Origin of the sequence: Agrococcus terreus, assembly GCF_014645235.1 — a bacterium.
In the GTDB taxonomy this organism is placed as follows: Bacteria; Actinomycetota; Actinomycetes; order Actinomycetales; family Microbacteriaceae; genus Agrococcus; species Agrococcus terreus.
The window spans coordinates 377829-394053 of record NZ_BMLM01000002.1; the positions used below are offsets into that span (position 1 = coordinate 377829).

Consider the following 16225-nt stretch of genomic DNA (forward strand, 5'->3'; position numbering starts at 1 on the left):
CCTCCGCTGGTCGAGCCGCTCCGCCGCTGCAGGCGGCTGAGCGAGTCGAGACCACAGCATGGCGAGCTGCTCGCCGCGCTGTGGTCTCGAGACGCCGCCGGCTCCGCCGGCAGCTCCTCGACCAGCGGAGGGGGCGCCACCTCGCTGGTCGAGGAGCGCGCGGCGCAGCCGCACGCGTCACGAGACCCGCCCCGCCGACCGGTCTCGTGACGGCAGCGCCCTTCGGGCGCGGGCTCCTCGACCAGCGGAGGGAGAGCGGCGCCTCGACGGACGAGGGCCTACGCCTCCGGGTCGCGGCGCGCGCCCTGCGACGCGTGCACCGCGAACACCACCGGGCGCGCGTGCCCGGCGGCCTCCACCGCATCCGCCACCTCGCGCTGGATGCGCGGCGACGCCGCCACGTCGACGAGCGCGATCGCGGCGCCGCCGAAGCCCCCGCCCGTGAGCCGCGCGCCGAGCGCACCCGCCGCGACCGCCGCATCCACCGCCGCGTCGATCGCGGGCACCGAGTCCTCGAAGTCGTCGCGCTGCGACCGGTGCCCGTCGGTGAGGATCGGCCCGATCTCCCGCGGGCGCCCCGCACGCACGAACCCGGCGACGCGCGCCGCTCGATCGGTGTCGGTCACGACGTGCCGGAGCCGCCGGTGCACGGCCGCGGGCATCCGCCCGGCCCACGCCTCGACGTCGTCCACCGCGATCTCCCGCAGCGTCGGCACCCCGGCGATGCGCGCGGCCTCCTCGCACTCGCGCCGGCGCTCGCCGTAGCCGCCCGTCGCGTGGTCGTGCCGCACGAGCGAGTCGATCACGAGGATCTCGAGCCCCGCGGCCTCGAAGCCGAGCGGCACCTGCTCGGCGGTCCCCGCCCGGAAGTCGAGCAGCACCGCGTGGTCGCGCTCGGCGAGCAGCACCGCCGACTGGTCGAGCGTGCCCGTCGGCGCGCCGACCACCTCGTTCTCGACGAGCTGCCCCAGCCGGATCATCGCCCGGCGCTCCACGCCGAGGCCCCACAGCTCGTCGAGCGCGACGAGCACCGCCGACTCGAGCGCGGCCGACGACGAGACGCCGACCCCTACCGGCACGTCGCTCGAGACCAGCGCGTCGAAGCCGGTGCCGGGCACGCCCAGCTCGCGGCGCAGCACGTGCGCGGCGCCCAGCACGTAGCGGCTCCAGCCGCTCGCCTGGGCCGCGCGGTCGAGCGTCGTCTCGACGACGCCGCCGGCCTGCGCATCCGCGAAGTCCGAGGCGACGCGCACGACGTGGTCGTCGCGGAGGCGCACCGCCACGCGCGTGCGCCGGTCGATGCCGAAGGGCAGCGCGAGGCCGCCGTTGTAGTCGGTGTGCTCGCCGATCAGGTTGACGCGGCCGGGCGCCGACCAGATGCCCGCCGCCTCGGCGCCGAACGCCACCGCGAACGCCTCACGCACGCTGCACCTCCTGCCACGGCAGGGCCTCGACGGGCCGCTGCTCGTCGGCCCGCGCGATCGCGTCGCGCAGCCGCGCCGCGCCGTCCTCGGGTGCGATGTCGCCCACCCAGGCGCCCATCGCCGCCTCGCTGCCGGCGAGGAACTTCAGCCGGTCGGCCGCGCGGCGGGGGCTCGTCACGTGCCAGGTGAGCCGGATGTCGTCGCGGTGCGCGTCGACGGGCGCCTGGATCCAGCCGGCGATGTACGGCAGCGGCGCGTCGTAGAGCGCGTCGAGGCCGCGCGCGATGCGCAGCGTGAGGCGGGCGAGCTCGTCGCGCTCGGCCGGGGTCGTCGCGGCGAGGTCGGCGACCTGCCGGTGCGCCATGAGCTGCACCTCGACGGGCCAGCGGGCCGCGTAGGGCACGAAGGCGGTGAAGTGCTCGCCCTCGAGCAGCACCCGCGGGCCCTGCCGCTCACCCTCGAGCACCTCGGCGAAGAGGTCGCCGTCGTGCGCCTCGACCGACTGCGCGATGCGGCGGATGCGGGGCGGCACGTACGGGTAGCCGTAGATCTGGCCGTGCGGGTGGTGCAGCGTGACGCCGATCTCGACGCCGCGGTTCTCGAACGGGAAGACCTGCGCGATGCCCGGCACGGCCGAGAGCGCGCGCGTGCGCTCGGCCCACGCCTCCACGACGGTGCGCGCGCGGAGCGTCGACTGGGTGCCGAACGAGCCCTCGCGGTCGGGGCTGAACGCGACGACCTCGCAGCGGCCGACCGCGGGCCGTGCGGCGCCGATCGCCTGCTCCCCCGCTGCGTCGGCGCCCTCCGGCGCCGGCACGTCGTCGAGGGTGGCGGGGCCGAAGGAGGGCGAGCGGTTCTCGAACACCGCGACGTCGTAGTCGTCGGGGATCTCGCTCGGGTTGCCGGCGCTCTGCGGCGCGAGCGGATCGGCGTCGGCCGGCGGCAGGTGCACGCGCGACTGGCGCGCGGTGGCGACCGTGATCCACTCGGCGCTCAGCGCGTCGAAGCGCATGGTCGGCGTCGCGGGGCGCGGGTCGAGCGCGCGCTCGTCGGCGCGACGCGCCCGCTCGGGCGTGCCGGCGTCGTCGAAGTAGACGAGCTCGCGGCCGTCGGCGAGCCTCGTCGAGGTCTGGCGGATGCTGGTCACCCGTCGATCATGCCGCAGGGCGTGCGTGCATGCGCGAATCTGTGCGAAGGTGTGCGCATGGATCCGCAGCGCACAGCGTCGCCGAGCACTGGCGACGCCCGCGCTGCTGGCGGCCCCCGAGCATCCGGCGCGCCGGCGCTCGAGGCGGGCCTGCACGACGTCGAGCGCCGCGAGCGGATCGTCGCCGCGCTGCGCGACGGCGGCGTCGCCCGCGTGGCCGACCTCGCCGCGGCGCTCGGCGTCTCGGCCATGACCGTGCGCCGCGACGCCGACCGGCTCGAGGCCGAGGGCGTGCTCGAGCGCGTGCGCGGCGGCGTGCGCCGGGTGCGGCCGCCGCTCACCGAGGAGCCCGCCCCGCTCGCGAAGGCCGCGCTGCACCGCGACGAGAAGGCCCGGATCGCCGCGGCGGCCGCCCCGCTCGTGCGGCCGGGCACCGCGATCGGCATCGGCGCGGGCTCGACGGCGCTCGCGCTCGCGCGCCTCGTCGCGGACGCGCCGGGCGTCACGATCGTGACGAACTCGCTGCAGGTCGCGCTCGCGCTCGAAGGCCGCGACGGCGTCGTGCTGACGGGCGGCGAGCGCACGCGGTCCGATGCGCTCGTCGGCCCGGTCGCCAACCGCGCCGCCGCCTCCATCGGCCTCGACGTGCTCTTCCTCGGCGCGCACGGCATCGACGCGGCACGCGGCTGCACGGCGCCGAACCTCGCGGAGGCCGAGACGAACCGGGCGCTCATGGCCTCGGCGCGCCAGGTGGTGGCGCTCGTCGACGCGTCGAAGTGGGGCGAGCAGGCGCTCGCGACGTTCGCGGCGCTCGACGAGCTCGACGTGCTCGTCACCGACGCGTCGCTGCCCGCCGCGGCGCGCCGGGCGGCGCGCGCCGGCGTCGGCCGCCTCCTCCTCGCCTGACCCGCTCCGCTTGTCCGACACGCTCCCCACGTCGTGTGGTCAGAGATGGCCCTCCGCTGGCTCGCGCGAGGGCCATCTGTGACCACAGCCTGAGCCGCGATCGCTCGGTGTGGTCACGAACGGCCCCTCTCGCGTGCCCGAAGGGGCCATCTGTGACCACAGCCGGCGCTGCCGCAGCGGGATGTGGTCACGAACGGCCCCTCGCGGGCGCGCTGGAGGGCCGTTCGTGACCACAGCGGATGCGGCGGCACGGATGCCTGCCAGGTCCGGCCAGGTCCGGCCAGGTCCGGCCTGGCCGGGGCCGGAGCGGCGCGGCGCTACAGCCGGTCGAGCGCCTCGCGCAGGTCGGCGACGAGGTCGTCGGCGTCCTCGAGGCCGACCGAGAGCCGCAGCAGGTCGTCCGGCACGGCCAGCTCGGTGCCCTTGACCGAGGCGTGGGTCATCTCGCTCGGGTAGCAGACGAGGCTCTCGACGCCGCCGAGCGACTCCGCGAGCTGGAACAGCCGCGTGTGCCGCACGAGCTCGAGCGCCGCGGGCGCACCGCCCGCGAGCTGCATCGACACCATGCCGCCGAAGCGCCGCATCTGCCGCGCCGCGAGCTCGCGGCCCGGGTGCCCCTCGAGGCCCGGATAGTGCACGGCCGTGAGCGCCGGATGCCCGACGAGCGACTCGGCGACGGCCTGCGCGTTGTCGCTGTGCCGGTCCATGCGCACGCTCAGCGTCTTCAGCGAGCGGGTGGTGAGCCACGCGTCGAAGGGGCTGTTCACGGCGCCGACCGCGAACTGCACGAAGCCGATCTGCTCGGCGAGCTCGGCGTCGGAGGTGACGACGGCGCCGCCGACGAGGTCGGAGTGGCCGCCGATGTACTTCGTCGTCGAGTGGAGCACGAGGTCGGCGCCGAGCGCGAGCGGCTGCTGCAGCGCGGGCGTCGCGAACGTGTTGTCGGCGACCACGACGGCCCCCGCGTCGTGGCCGATCTGGGCGAGGCCCGCGACGTCGGCGATCTTCATGAGCGGGTTCGACGGCGTCTCGACCCACAGGATCCGCGTCTCCGGGCGCATCCCGGCGCGCACGGCGTCGAGGTCGGAGGCGTCGGCGGTCGTGATCGAGACGCCCCAGCGCTCCCACACCTTCGACACGAGCCGGTGGGTGCCGCCGTAGACGTCGTTGCCCATGAGCACGTGGTCGCCGGGCTTCAGGATGGCGCGCAGCACCGCGTCCTCGGCGGCGAGGCCGGAGCCGAACGCGTAGCCGTGGGTGCCGCCCTCGAGGCTCGCGAGCTGCTCCTGCAGCGCGTCGCGCGAGGGGTTGCCGCCGCGCGAGTACTCGTAGCCGTCGCGGAAGCCGCCCACGCCGTCCTGCACGAAGGTGGAGGTCATGAAGATGGGCGGGATGACGGCGCCGGTGCGCGGGTCGAACGCCTGCCCGGCGTGGATGGCCCTGGTGGAGAAGCCGCGGTCGTCGGTCATCATGCCTCCTTCGCGAGGAACGTCAGCAGATCGGTGCGGGTGACGACGCCGATGGGCTTCGCCTCGTCGAGCACGAGCAGGGCGTCGGCGTCGCGGAGCGCTGCCTGCAGCGCCTCCGACCCCTCGCCCGCGCCGATGCGCGGCAGCTGGGCGCCGAGGTGCTCGGCCACCGGGTCGGCGAGCCGCGCGCGGCCCGCGAAGACGGCGTCGAGCAGGTGCCGCTCGTCGATCGAGCCGGCGACCTCGCCGAGCACGACGGGCGGCTCGGCGCGCAGCACGGGCAGCTGGCTCACGCCGTACTCGCGCATGATCTCGATCGCGTCGTGCACGGTGTCGGTCGGATGCGCGTGCACGAGGGCGGGCGCGCTCGCGCCCTTCGCGGCGAGCACGTCGCGCACGGTCGTGCCCTCGGCCGCGTCGGCGAAGCCGTGGGCGCGCATCCACGGGTCGGAGTAGACCTTCTGCAGGTAGCCGCGGCCGGAGTCGGGCAGCACGACGACGACGACCGCGTCGGCCGGGAGCTCGCGCGCGACGCGCAGCGCGACGACGACGGCCATGCCGCTCGAGCCGCCCACGAGCAGCCCTTCTTCGCGAGCGAGGCGGCGGGTCATCGCGAACGACTCGGCGTCGTCGACCGCGAGCACCTCGTCGATGACGGACGGGTCGTAGTTGCCGGGCCACATGTCCTCGCCGACGCCCTCGACGAGGTACGGCCGGCCGGTGCCGCCCGAGTAGATCGAGCCCTCGGGGTCGGCCCCGACGACGCGCACGGCGCCCTCGGACGCGCGCTTCAGGAACCGCGCGGTGCCGGTGATCGTGCCGCCCGTGCCGACGCCGGCGACGAAGTGCGTGATGCGGCCGTCGGTGTCGCGCCAGATCTCCGGACCGGTCGTCGCCTCGTGCGCGGCGGGCGCGGCGGGGTTGAAGAACTGGTTCGGCTGGAACGCGCCCTCGATCTCGTCGGTGAGGCGGTTGGCGACGCCGTAGTACGACTCGGGGCTGTCGGGCGCGACGGCGGTGGGCGTCACGACGACCTCGGCGCCGTAGGCGCGCAGGGTCGCCCGCTTGTCCTCGGCGACCTTGTCGGGGCAGACGAAGACGCAGCGGTAGCCGCGCTGCTGCGCGACGAGCGCGAGGCCGACGCCCGTGTTGCCGCTCGTCGGCTCGACGATCGTGCCGCCGGGCCGCAGCAGCCCGCGCTCCTCGGCGTCGTCGATCATCGACTGCGCGATGCGGTCCTTGACGGAGCCGCCGGGGTTGAAGAACTCGACCTTCGCGAGCACGGTCGCGGCGATCCCCTCGGTGACCTTCGACAGCCGCACGAGCGGGGTGTCGCCGATGGTCTCGAGGATCGACTCCGCGTAGCGCATCGCCCCAGCCTATCGGCGCGCCTGCGGCAGGATGGGGGCCGTGGACGCACGCCGGGAGCTCATCGTGGAGCGCGTGCTGCGCGCCGTCGAGCTCGTGCCGCCCGGCCGCGTCGCCTCGTACGGCACGATCGCGCGCATCTGCGGCATCGGGCCCCGCCAGGTCGGCTCGATCCTGCGCCACTGGAGCGACGGCCTGCCGTGGTGGCGCATCACGAGCCACGCGGGCGACTTCGGCGGCGACCTCCTGCAGCGCGCCCTCCCCCACTGGGACGAGGAGGGCATCCGGGTGAAGCCGAACGGCCTCGGCTGCCGCTACGCCGACTACGCCGCCGACGCGGACGAGCTCGAGCGGCGCTGGCGGGAGGCGGTCGCCGACCTGCCGGACCCGGACGACGTCGAGGGCTGACCCCGGACGCCGCCGCCTCAGTCGCGCGCCTGCTGCGCGAAGAGCGAGGCGTAGGTGCCGCCGCGGGCGATGAGCTCGTCGTGCGTGCCGCGCTCGACGATGCTGCCGCCGTCGACGACGTGGATGACGTCGGCGTGCCGGATGGTCGAGAGCCGGTGGGCGATCGCGAGCGTCGTGCGGCCGCGGGCGGCCGTGTCGAGCGCCTGCTGCACCACGCGCTCCGAGACGGTGTCGAGCGCGCTCGTCGCCTCGTCGAGGATGAGCACCTCGGGGTCCTTGAGCAGCACGCGGGCGATCGCGAGGCGCTGCTTCTCGCCGCCCGAGAGCCGGTAGCCGCGCTCGCCGACGATCGTGCCGTAGCCGTCGGGGAAGCCGGCGATGGTCTCGTGGATGCTCGCGGCGCGGGCCGCGGCCTCGAGCTCGTCGTCGGTGGCGTCGGGCTTCGCGTAGCGGAGGTTGTCGGCGATGGAGGCGTGGAAGAGGTACGGCTCCTGGCTGACGATGCCGATGTGGTCCGAGAGCGACGAGGGCGCGAGCTCGCGCACGTCCGCGCCCGCGAACCGCACCGAGCCGTCGGTGGCCTCGTAGAGCCGCGGCAGCAGGTAGCCGATCGTGGTCTTGCCGGCGCCGGAGGGGCCGACGAACGCGGCGAAGGTGCCCGGCTCGAGCCGGAACGAGACGCCGTCGAGCGTGCTGCGCTCCTCGTCCTTCGCGTCCGGGTAGCGGAAGACGACGTCGTCGAACTCGACCTCGCCGAGCCGCGACTCGTCGAGGGGCACCGGCCGCGCCGGCGGCTCGATCGCGGGCTGCAGGTCGAGGTACTCGAAGATGCGGGCGAACAGGGCCGAGGAGGTCTGCAGGTCGAGCGCGACGCGCAGGAGGCCCATGAGCGGCATGAGCAGGCGCGCCTGCACCGTGGTGAACGCGACGATCGTGCCCGCGGTGACGAGGCCGTCGCCGCCGGCGATGAGGTAGCCGGAGATCAGGTAGACCATCGACGGCAGGATCGAGATGAACACCGAGACCACGGCGAAGAACGTCTGGCCGCTCATCGTCAGCCGCACCTGCAGGCGGATCTGCTCGTCGTTCTCGGCGCCGTAGCGGCGCAGCTCGTCGTCCTGCCGGCCGAACGCCTTCGCGAGCAGGATGCCCGAGACCGAGAGCGACTCCTGCGTGATCGCGCTCATCTCGGAGAGCGACTCCTGCGTCTTCGTGGCGATGCGGGCGCGCACCTGGCCGACGCGCCGCTGCATGAGCACGATGAGCGGCAGCAGGATCACCGAGACGATCGTGAGCTGCCACGACAGGATGAGCATCGTCACGAGGCTCGCGATGACCGTGACGACGTTGCCGACGATCGACGAGATCGTGTTCGAGAGCACGCCAGCGACGCCGCCGACGTCGTTCTGGAGCCGCGACTGGATGACGCCCGTGCGCGTGCGGGTGAAGAACGCGAGCTCCATGCCCTGCAGGCGGTCGAAGAGCTTCGTGCGGAGGGCGCCCATGACGGTGTTGCCGACCCGGGCCGTCAGCCACGTCTGCCAGACGCTCAGCGCGTTGGCGACGATCCAGAGCCCGACCATGGTGAGCACGAGGATCCACAGCAGCTGCAGGTTCGCCACGCCCTCGGGCGGGAAGAGCGCCTCGTCGAACACGCGCTGGATGAGCAGCGGCGGGATGACCGCGATGGCCGCCTCGAGCAGCACGAGGCCGATCGTCAGCGAGATGACGCCCTTGTGCGGCGCGAAGAGCGCCATGACGCGCTTGCCGAGGTCCGGGACGCGCGGCGCGTCCTCGTTCGCGGCGCGCTGCGCCGACTCGTCGCGCATCGCGACCCGACCCCCGCGGCGGGGCCCCCCGCCCATCATGCTCATCGAGGTCAACGGTACTGCCGCGCGCCCACGCGGCTGGCCGCGTTCGCCGAGGGCGCGCCGCAGGCCGGCGCGGCAGCCGGATGCGTCGTCGCGGGACCGTCGCAGGCCGATGCGGCACGATGGCGGCATGCGCGACTGGATGCCGGCGCTGCGGCCGGTGACGATCCTCGGCGACGACGGCCGCCCGATCCCCTTCGGCGAGCGCTGGGGCGCGGCCGGGCCACCGGACGACGCGTACTCGCGCGTGACGCATCCGGAGCGCTACGCGCAGCTGCACGAGGTGGCGGATGCGCTGCTCGCGCACCTGCTGGCGACCTACGAGTGCGAGGCGGTCGAGGATCGCGAGCTGCGCGCCGAGGACCGCGAGCTGCGCGCCGTGGTCGTGCGGGCAGCACCAGGCACGTGGCCGCTCCGGCTGTCCTGGACCGCGTTCCCCGGTGCGCTCGCCGAGGTCGGCGACGACGTGCCGGCCGGTGGCCCGATCTGCGGCTGCGACGCGTGCGACGAGACGCTCGAGCGCGCGGTGGACGCGCTCGTCGTCCCCGTGCTCGACCTCGCCGCCGGCCGCGGTCGGGGGCTGGCCTGGCCCGAGCGCCCCTAGACGCGGCGGCGCCGGTCGCCGAGCAGCGCCCGGTGGTGCGCGAGCCGCTCGTGGCCGCACGGGTCGCCGTGACCCGGCACGAGCAGCGGCTGCGCGTGAGCCGCGAGCGCGTCGAGCGCGCGCAGCCAGCCGGCGATGTCGGTGGAGTCGTCGGCCTGCGGGTCGTCGGCGGTCTCGACGAGGTCGCCGACGATGGAGGCGCCCGCGGTCGGCACGTGCACGACGAGGTCGCCGCCGGTGTGGGCCGGCCCGAGCGGGTCGAGCCCGACCTCGATGCCGCCCACCCGCAGCGCGCGCCGAGACGGCACGGGCGCGTCGGGCAGCACGATCGGCAGGGCGCGCACCGCCTCGGCGGTTGCCGGCCCCGCGAAGCCGAGTACCGCCGCCCGCTGCGCCTCGCCGTGCTCGCGCAGCTCGTCGATCGCGGCGGGATGCGCGAGCATCGGCAGCCCCGCGAACGCCGAGAGCGCGAAGCAGTGGTCCCAGTGGGCGTGCGTGATCGCCACGGCGACGACGCGGTCGCCGCGCGCCTCGATCGCGGCGCGCAGCTCGGCGGCGCGCGCGGGCAGCGTGCCGGGGTCGACGACCAGCGCCTCCCCCGCGTCCGCGACCACGACGGCGCTCATCGACGCCTCCGGCATGACCCAGCGGTCCACGCCGGGCGCGACGCGCTCGAGCGTCACGGTCCGAGCTCGGCGCCCTGCTCGCGCAGCGCCCGCCGCAGCAGCTCGACCGCCTTCGGCCCCACGCCGTGCATCGCGAGCAGCTCGCGCTCGCCGAGCGCGGCCACGCCCATGAGCGTCGTGGCGCCGCGGGCGATGAGGGCGCTGTTCGCCGGGCGCCCGATCGGTGGCAGGTCGCCGATCTGGGCCGGCACGTCCTTCGTCGACATGCGACGAGCATCGCAGTCCCGGCTGGAGACGGGCAGGGCCGGATCCGTCGGGCATGACGAAGGGCCGCATCCCCAAGGGGTCCGGCCTGGCATGACGAAGGGCCGCATCCCCGAGGGGATGCGGCCCGACGTGCAGGTGCGGGGAACGCTACTTGAGCGTGACCGTCGCGCCGGCCTCCTCGAGGTCGGCCTTGGCCTTCTCGGCGTCCTCCTTCTTCGCGCCCTCGAGCACGTTCGAGGGAGCGCCGTCGACGAGCGCCTTGGCCTCGCCGAGGCCGAGCGACGTCAGGGCGCGGACGACCTTGATGACCTGGATCTTGGCCGAACCGGCCGACTCGAGGACGACGTCGAACTCCGTCTTCTCCTCGACCTCCTCGGCGGCAGCGCCACCGGCGGCGGGGGCCGCGGCGACCGCGACCGGAGCGGCGGCGGTGACCTCGAAGGTCTCCTCGAAGGCCTTCACGAACTCGCTGAGCTCGATGAGGGTGAGCTCCTTGAACTGCTCGAGCAGCTCCTCAGTCGACAGCTTTGCCATCGTCTTCTCCTTGTTTCTGGTACCGACCGGGCCTTACTCGGCCGCGGACTCCTGCTTGACCCGCAGCGCGTCGACCGCGCGAGCGGCCTGGGCGAGCGGGGCGTTGAACATGTAGGCAGCGCCGAACAGCGAGGCCTTGAAGGCACCGGCCAGCTTCGCCAGCAGCACCTCCCGCGACTCGAGGTCGGCGAGCTTGTTGACGTCGTCGGTCGAGAGCGGGTTCCCGTCGAAGAAACCGTTCTTGACCACGAGCGCCGGGTTCGCCTTGGCGAAGGCACGCAGCTCCTTCGCGACGGCGACAGGGTCGCCGTGCACGAATGCGATCGCCGACGGGCCGACGAGCGAGTCGTCGAACGCGTCGATGCCAGCCTTGTTGGCGGCGATCTTGGTGAGCGTGTTCTTCACCACGGCGTACGTCGCGTGCTCACTGATCGAACGGCGCAGCGTCTTCAGCTGGCCGACGGTGAGACCGCGGTACTCGGTCAGCAGGACGGCGTTCGAGGTCTCGAAGAGGTTCGAGAGCTCGGCGACCGCAGCTTCCTTGTTCGCCATGGTGCTCCTTGCTTCAATGCTGGCTGCCCTGGCCCGAACATGGGAAAGAGCTCCGGCGCACGCGCACGGAGCTCTGGGATCTCGACGGATCTTCGGCACCTGCGCGGGACGACGCTCTTCGAGCGAACCTTCGGCCGGCGCATTCCCTCTCGGGCGCACGCCAGCGACCAGCGGTCTTTGGTATGCGGCAACTGTAGCGGGCGCGCAGGGTGCCGCGCAACTACACCGCGGACTGCAGCGGCGACTCCGCGCCGCCCTCCGCCGCCGGCGCCGCGACCTCGGCCCACAGCGGCAGGCGAATCGTGAATGCCGTGCGCCCCGGCTCGCTCTCGAGCAGGATCGATCCCTGGTGCGCCTCGACGAGCGCCTTCACGATCGCGAGGCCGAGCCCGGAGGATCCGGTGGCGCGCGACCGCGACGAGTCGCCGCGGGCGAACCGCTCGAACACCGAGCGCTGAAGGCCGTCCGGGATGCCGGGGCCAGCGTCGACGACGTCGACGACGGCGTGGTGCTCCTCGGCCCGCAGGCGCACGTCGATCGGCGTGCCGTCGGGCGTGTGCACGCGCGCGTTCGCGAGCAGGTTCGCGATCACCTGCTGCAGCCGCAGCAGGTCGCCCGCGACCACCACCGGCTCCTCCGGCAGCTCGAGCGCGATGGGATGCTCGCGCCCCGCCGCCTGCGCGTCGGCGACCGCCTCGACGACGAGGAGCGAGAGGTCGACCTCGCGGAGATCGACGTCGCGGCCCTCGTCGAGGCGCGCGAGCAGCAGCAGGTCGTCGACGAGCGCCTGCATGCGGTGCGCGGCCGCCTCGATGCGCTCGAGCGACTCCTTCGCCTGCGGCTGCAGCGTCGTGTCGTGCTTGCGGGTGACCTCGGCGTAGCCGCGCACGGCGGCGAGCGGCGTGCGCAGCTCGTGCGAGGCGTCGGCGACGAACTGCCGCACGCGGCGCTCGCTGAGCGCCCGCGCGTCGAACGCCTCCTCGATGTGCGTGAGCATCCGGTTCATGCTCTCCTGCACGCGGCCGACCTCGGAGGCCGGCTCCTCGATGCGCACGCGGTTCGTGAGCTGCACGTCGCCGGAGGCCAGCGGCAGCTGCGAGATGCGCTCGGTCGTGGCGATCATCGCCGTGAGCGGCCGCAGCGCGCGGCGGATGATCATGTCGCCGAGCATGAGCACGAGGATCACGGCCGCGAGCGCCGAGACGGCGATGATGAAGGCCAGCGCGGCGAGCGTCTGGTTCGTCTCGCCCATCGAGAGGCCGACGATGACGCGGACGTCGCCCACGTCGTGCGCGACCACCCGGTAGGCGCCGTAGGTCGGCAGCGTGACGTTGGCGCGCCGGTCGCTCTCGAGGCCGACGAGGTCCTGCTTGCCCGCGACGGGCAGCGCGAGCTGCGAGCCGAGGTGCGTGATGATCTTCGCCTCGGTGATCTCGCCGCCCTGCTCGATGGCGAAGAGCGCGCCGGTGGGCGTGGTGCGCGGGTCGACGAGCGCCTGCCCACCGGTCTCCACCGCGCGCTGCACGTCGACCGCCGTGCGGTCCGCGAGCTGCATGAGCTGCTCGTCGACGCGGCTCTCGAGCACGAACCGCATCGTCATGACGCTCGCGATCGCGACCGCCGCCGTGAGCAGCGCGAAGAGCGCGGCCACGACGACCAGCAGCCGTCGTCGCAGCGACCACGACGACGGCTTCTGGATGCGGCGCGCCTGCTGCGTCACCCGGTGCGGCCCCCGCTACTCGGCGGCGCGCAGCTGGTAGCCGACGCCCCGCACGGTGTGGATCATGGCCGGCCCGAGCGTGTCGATCTTCTTGCGCAGGTACGAGATGTAGAGCTCGACGACGCTCGCGCGGCCGCCGAAGTCGTACGACCACACGCGATCGAGGATCTGCGCCTTCGACAGCACGCGGCGCGGGTTGCGCATGAGGTAGCGGAGCAGCTCGAACTCGGTGGCGGTGAGGTCGACCTGCGTGCCGCCGCGGCGCACCTCGTAGGAGTCCTCGTCCATCATGAGGTCGCCCACCCAGAGCACGCTCGACTCCTCGGCGGCTGCGGCGGTGCGGCGGATGAGGCCGCGGAGGCGCGCGACGACCTCCTCGAGGCCGAAGGGCTTCGTGACGTAGTCGTCGCCGCCGGCGGTGAGGCCCGCGACGCGGTCGTCGAGCGAGTCCTTGGCGGTGAGGAAGAGCACGGGCACGTCGAAGCCGGCCGAGCGCATCCGCTGGAGCACGGTGAGGCCGTCGAAGTCGGGGAGCATGATGTCGAGCACGACCGCGTCGGGACGGAACTCGCGCACCGCCTGGAGCGCCTGCTGCCCGTTCGCGGCCGTCTTGACCTCCCAGCCCTCGTACTTGAGGCCCATGGCGACGAGGTCGGCGAGGCTCTGCTCGTCGTCGACCACGACGATCCGGATCGGCGAGCCGTCCGGACGCGTGAGGCGGGGCTGCGCACGCAGCTGCTGCTGAGCGGTGTCGGTCATGCCATCCATTGCGCCAGAGCCTCCTATGCGTGGCGCACGCGCCGGCCTTTGCGGTTCCTGTGCGTCGCCTGTCCCCCGTGCATCCTGCCGCATCCGGTCTGCTCGCGCCCCGGTTCGGGCCCCCGGCTCAGGCAAGGGCGCGCGTGAAGACCCCGGTGCGCAGCCAGTGCTGCAGGCGCGCGAGCGAGACCTGCGCGTAGTCGACGGCCTGCGCGCGGAGGTCGGCGGTGCTCGACGTGAGCACGGCGTTGAGGAGCAGCAGCTGCCGCGCGGCAACGAGCGCCTCGTGGTCGGCGGGGTCGAGCTCGGGCAGCGGCGCGACCTCGGCGTACCCGGCGCGCAGGGCCGGCTCGAGGGCGTCGTCGCCGCCGCGCAGGTAGAAGGCGGAGATCGCCAGGTCGAGGGCGGGGATGCCGAGCCCCGCGTCGTCGAAGTCGAACACCGCGATCCGGCCGTCGTGCCACTTGAGGTTGCCGCCGTGGAGGTCGGCGTGGAGCGCCCGCAGCGAGGCGCCGCGGTGCAGGCGCTCGAAGGCCTCGCCGGCGCGCTCGCGCGCGGCCGCGAGCGCCGCGCGACCCTCGCGGTCGAGCCCGGGCGCCTCGCAGAGCGCGTCGCGGTCGCCGAAGAGCGGCTCGACGAAGCGGGTGAGCGTGCCGTCCTCGGGCACGCGCCACCCCTCGGCCTGCGCGTGGAGCGCCGCCATCGCCCGCCCGAGGGCGTGGGCGGCGTCGACGTCGAGCACCTCCGCGTCGGGGCCGTCGAGCCACGAGGAGGCCGTGACGAGGAGCGGGCGGCCGACGGCGTCGTTGTCGACCTCGACGCACCACTCCCCCGCCGGCGTCGCGAGCGGCACCGGCACCCGCACGTCGGTCTCGGCCGCGATCGCGCGCTGCCACGCCTGCTGCGCGATCGCGTGCTCCCGCGTGCTCTGCGAGTTCGTGCCGACGCGCAGCGCGAAGCGGCGGCCGTCGGCGGCGTGCAGCCCGAAGGTCGTGTTGTAGCCGTGCAGGACGAGCTCGAGCCGCGCGACCTCGAGGCCGAGCTCGGCCGCCGCGAGCAGCGCGGTGGGGCGCAGCGCCTCGACCTGCTCGGCCTCGCTGCGCTCGTCGTAGGGGATGCCCATCCGGTCATCGAAGCACGGCGGCACGCCCGGCGCGCACGGCATGCCGGGTCGGTCGTGCGTGGGACGATGGAGGCGTGGACCTGCAGCTCGACATCTTCGGCGACGAGGCGGTGCGGAACGCGCACACGAGCCGCATCGTCGCGCGGTCGAGCGACCGGATCGCGTGGCTGCGGGCCCGCTCGCGCGGCGTGACCGCGACCGACGCGGCGAGGCTCAGCACGGAGCGCTCGGTGCGCGCGGTCGCCGAGGAGAAGCGCGGGTTCGGCCCGCTCTTCGGCGGCAACCGCTTCACCGACCACGGCCGCGCACGCGAGCCGCACATCGCGCGCTGGGTGCACGACCACTTCTCGCTCGCGCCCTCCGACGCGCTCTTCCACTCCGTCGCGCAGCGGCTGCACCTCGCGACGCCCGACTGCATCAGCGACGACGGCGCGACGCTCGCCGAGATCAAGACGACCTCGAAGCCGTTCACGGGCATCCCGAAGCACTACCTGCGGCAGATCTGGTGGCAGCAGCACGTGCTCGGCGCCGAGCGCACCCTCTTCGTCTGGGAGCAGCACGTCGAGTTCGTGCCGATCGGCCGCCCCGAGCACGTGTGGGTCGAGCGCGACGAGCGCGAGATCGCGGCGCTCGTCGACCGCGCCGATCAGCTGCTCGAGCTGCTCGCCCGCTGATGCTGCTCGCGATCCACGGCCTCGGCGGCGACCGCGGCTCGATGCGCGCGTACCTCGAGGGGGCGGTGCCGCCCGGCGTGCAGGTGCTCGCGCCCGACCTGCGCGCCCACGGCGCGAGCCCGCTCGTGGGCGAGCCCGACGACTTCGCGCTCGAGGCGCTCGCCGCCGAGGTGGCGGACGAGCTGGTTCGGGTCGGCGACGGCTCGCCCGTGACGATCGTCGGCGTCTCGCTCGGCGCCGCGATCGCCACGTCCATCGCCCGCTCCGGGCGCTTCCCGCTCGACCGCGTCGCGCTCGTGCGGCCCGCCTTCACCGACGTCTCGCTGCCCGACCACCTGGGCGTCTTCCCGGTCATCGGTCGGCTCCTCGGCGAGCGCAGGCCCGCGCGCGCCTGGGAGGAGCTGCAGCGCACCGGCGCATGGCGGGCGATCGCGCACGAGTCGCTCGCCCACGCGAACGCCCTCGAGCTGCAGCTCACCCAGCCGCTCGCCGCGGATCGCCGCATCCGGCTCATCGAGGCGCCGCGGAACGCCGCCTATCGCCCGGGCGAGCTGCGCATCCCCGCCCCGACCGTCGTGCTCGCGAGCCCGCGCGACCCCATCCACCCACTCCACGTCGCCGAGGCGTGGCGCGACGAGCTCGGCTGCCGGATGCTCGTCTCGCCGCCGCGAGACGCGGGCGAGGAGGCCATGTACGCCTGGTTCCGGCAGCAGCTCGGCAGCTTCCTCGTCGGCATCCGCTGACGCCTCGGTCGTCCGCGACCTCTGTCCTCG

The 16225-nt window shown here is 74.3% G+C and carries 17 protein-coding genes; 5 read left to right on the forward strand and 12 right to left on the reverse strand.

The window, feature by feature from the left end; genetic code table 11:
- Nucleotides 1–278 precede the first annotated feature (278 nt).
- Together galK and galT are read right to left on the reverse strand one after the other, a co-directional pair.
- Entirely contained in the window at nt 279–1424 is a 1146-nt protein-coding gene (gene galK / locus IEW90_RS11615) for a galactokinase (RefSeq protein WP_188718446.1), read from the reverse strand.
- A complete protein-coding gene (gene galT, locus IEW90_RS11620) occupies nt 1417–2571 on the reverse strand; it encodes a galactose-1-phosphate uridylyltransferase (protein WP_188718447.1) in 1155 nt (384 codons plus the stop codon). The genes galK and galT overlap by 8 nt, the downstream gene beginning before the upstream one ends.
- A gap of 57 nt (nt 2572–2628) precedes the next feature.
- On the opposite strand from galT, the gene IEW90_RS11625 reads away from it, so the two are divergent.
- Nucleotides 2629–3477: a DeoR/GlpR family DNA-binding transcription regulator gene (locus IEW90_RS11625; RefSeq protein ID WP_229679650.1), complete on the forward strand. Its 849-nt coding sequence runs from the start codon at nt 2629–2631 to the stop codon at nt 3475–3477.
- A 317-nt stretch (nt 3478–3794) separates the two neighbouring features.
- On the opposite strand, the gene IEW90_RS11630 is transcribed toward IEW90_RS11625, so the two are convergent.
- On the reverse strand, nt 3795–4949 hold the full coding sequence (locus IEW90_RS11630) for a cystathionine gamma-synthase (RefSeq protein WP_373284764.1): 1155 nt from the start codon (nt 4947–4949) through the stop codon (nt 3795–3797).
- Complete coding sequence (locus IEW90_RS11635; RefSeq protein WP_188718449.1) at nt 4946–6316, reverse strand: cystathionine beta-synthase; 1371 nt, start codon at nt 6314–6316, stop codon at nt 4946–4948. The genes IEW90_RS11630 and IEW90_RS11635 overlap by 4 nt, the downstream gene beginning before the upstream one ends.
- Before the next feature lie 40 nt (nt 6317–6356).
- Between IEW90_RS11635 and IEW90_RS11640 the strand changes: the two genes are divergently transcribed.
- On the forward strand, nt 6357–6722 hold the full coding sequence (locus IEW90_RS11640) for an MGMT family protein (protein ID WP_229679651.1): 366 nt from the start codon (nt 6357–6359) through the stop codon (nt 6720–6722).
- A 17-nt stretch (nt 6723–6739) separates the two neighbouring features.
- Here IEW90_RS11640 and IEW90_RS11645 read toward each other — a convergent pair whose 3' ends face one another.
- A complete protein-coding gene (locus IEW90_RS11645) occupies nt 6740–8551 on the reverse strand; it encodes an ABC transporter ATP-binding protein (RefSeq protein WP_373284765.1) in 1812 nt (603 codons plus the stop codon).
- A gap of 172 nt (nt 8552–8723) precedes the next feature.
- Here IEW90_RS11645 and IEW90_RS11650 point away from each other — a divergent pair, with 172 nt between their 5' ends.
- A complete protein-coding gene (locus IEW90_RS11650) occupies nt 8724–9197 on the forward strand; it encodes a DUF6226 family protein (protein ID WP_188718452.1) in 474 nt (157 codons plus the stop codon).
- Here the strand turns inward: IEW90_RS11650 and IEW90_RS11655 are convergent.
- The 7 genes from IEW90_RS11655 to IEW90_RS11685 all read right to left on the reverse strand — a co-directional run bounded on the left by IEW90_RS11655 (nt 9194) and on the right by IEW90_RS11685 (nt 14778).
- Complete coding sequence (locus IEW90_RS11655) at nt 9194–9880, reverse strand: MBL fold metallo-hydrolase (RefSeq protein ID WP_188718453.1); 687 nt, start codon at nt 9878–9880, stop codon at nt 9194–9196. The genes IEW90_RS11650 and IEW90_RS11655 overlap by 4 nt on opposite strands.
- Complete coding sequence (locus tag IEW90_RS11660; RefSeq protein ID WP_188718454.1) at nt 9877–10089, reverse strand: helix-hairpin-helix domain-containing protein; 213 nt, start codon at nt 10087–10089, stop codon at nt 9877–9879. The genes IEW90_RS11655 and IEW90_RS11660 overlap by 4 nt, the downstream gene beginning before the upstream one ends.
- 148 nt (nt 10090–10237) lie before the next feature.
- Nucleotides 10238–10624, reverse strand: a complete 387-nt coding sequence (gene rplL / locus IEW90_RS11665; RefSeq protein WP_188718455.1) for a 50S ribosomal protein L7/L12 — start codon at nt 10622–10624, stop codon at nt 10238–10240.
- A gap of 33 nt (nt 10625–10657) precedes the next feature.
- Nucleotides 10658–11176 (reverse strand): 50S ribosomal protein L10, encoded by a 519-nt coding sequence (gene rplJ / locus IEW90_RS11670; RefSeq protein ID WP_021009793.1) that lies wholly within the window; start codon nt 11174–11176, stop codon nt 10658–10660.
- Between the two features lie 220 nt (nt 11177–11396).
- Nucleotides 11397–12896 carry a sensor histidine kinase gene (locus IEW90_RS11675; protein WP_188718456.1) on the reverse strand — a complete coding sequence of 500 codons (1500 nt, stop codon included), beginning with the start codon at nt 12894–12896 and terminating at the stop codon, nt 11397–11399.
- Between the two features lie 15 nt (nt 12897–12911).
- Nucleotides 12912–13655: a response regulator transcription factor gene (locus tag IEW90_RS11680; RefSeq protein ID WP_188718457.1), complete on the reverse strand. Its 744-nt coding sequence runs from the start codon at nt 13653–13655 to the stop codon at nt 12912–12914.
- A gap of 127 nt (nt 13656–13782) precedes the next feature.
- Nucleotides 13783–14778 carry a phosphotransferase enzyme family protein gene (locus IEW90_RS11685; RefSeq protein ID WP_188718458.1) on the reverse strand — a complete coding sequence of 332 codons (996 nt, stop codon included), beginning with the start codon at nt 14776–14778 and terminating at the stop codon, nt 13783–13785.
- A 74-nt stretch (nt 14779–14852) separates the two neighbouring features.
- Here IEW90_RS11685 and IEW90_RS11690 point away from each other — a divergent pair, with 74 nt between their 5' ends.
- Both IEW90_RS11690 and IEW90_RS11695 read left to right on the forward strand, forming a co-directional pair.
- On the forward strand, nt 14853–15452 hold the full coding sequence (locus IEW90_RS11690; RefSeq protein ID WP_188718459.1) for a YqaJ viral recombinase family protein: 600 nt from the start codon (nt 14853–14855) through the stop codon (nt 15450–15452).
- Nucleotides 15452–16195, forward strand: a complete 744-nt coding sequence (locus tag IEW90_RS11695) for an alpha/beta fold hydrolase (RefSeq protein ID WP_188718460.1) — start codon at nt 15452–15454, stop codon at nt 16193–16195. The genes IEW90_RS11690 and IEW90_RS11695 overlap by 1 nt, the downstream gene beginning before the upstream one ends.
- Nucleotides 16196–16225: the final 30 nt, after the last annotated feature.

What these genes read in the sequence shown, in the direction of transcription:
- IEW90_RS11635 (WP_188718449.1), bottom strand. Translation starts at nt 6,316, where the DNA reads ATGCGCTACGCGGAGTCGATCCTCGAGACCATCGGCGACACCCCGCTC.
- IEW90_RS11695 (WP_188718460.1), top strand. Translation starts at nt 15,452, where the DNA reads ATGCTGCTCGCGATCCACGGCCTCGGCGGCGACCGCGGCTCGATGCGC.
- IEW90_RS11680 (WP_188718457.1), bottom strand. Translation starts at nt 13,655, where the DNA reads ATGACCGACACCGCTCAGCAGCAGCTGCGTGCGCAGCCCCGCCTCACG.
- IEW90_RS11650 (WP_188718452.1), top strand. Translation starts at nt 8,724, where the DNA reads ATGCGCGACTGGATGCCGGCGCTGCGGCCGGTGACGATCCTCGGCGAC.
- rplL (WP_188718455.1), bottom strand. Translation starts at nt 10,624, where the DNA reads ATGGCAAAGCTGTCGACTGAGGAGCTGCTCGAGCAGTTCAAGGAGCTC.
- rplJ (WP_021009793.1), bottom strand. Translation starts at nt 11,176, where the DNA reads ATGGCGAACAAGGAAGCTGCGGTCGCCGAGCTCTCGAACCTCTTCGAG.
- IEW90_RS11660 (WP_188718454.1), bottom strand. Translation starts at nt 10,089, where the DNA reads ATGTCGACGAAGGACGTGCCGGCCCAGATCGGCGACCTGCCACCGATC.
- IEW90_RS11625 (WP_229679650.1), top strand. Translation starts at nt 2,629, where the DNA reads ATGGATCCGCAGCGCACAGCGTCGCCGAGCACTGGCGACGCCCGCGCT.
- IEW90_RS11645 (WP_373284765.1), bottom strand. Translation starts at nt 8,551, where the DNA reads ATGCGCGACGAGTCGGCGCAGCGCGCCGCGAACGAGGACGCGCCGCGC.
- IEW90_RS11630 (WP_373284764.1), bottom strand. Translation starts at nt 4,949, where the DNA reads ATGATGACCGACGACCGCGGCTTCTCCACCAGGGCCATCCACGCCGGG.
- IEW90_RS11685 (WP_188718458.1), bottom strand. Translation starts at nt 14,778, where the DNA reads ATGGGCATCCCCTACGACGAGCGCAGCGAGGCCGAGCAGGTCGAGGCG.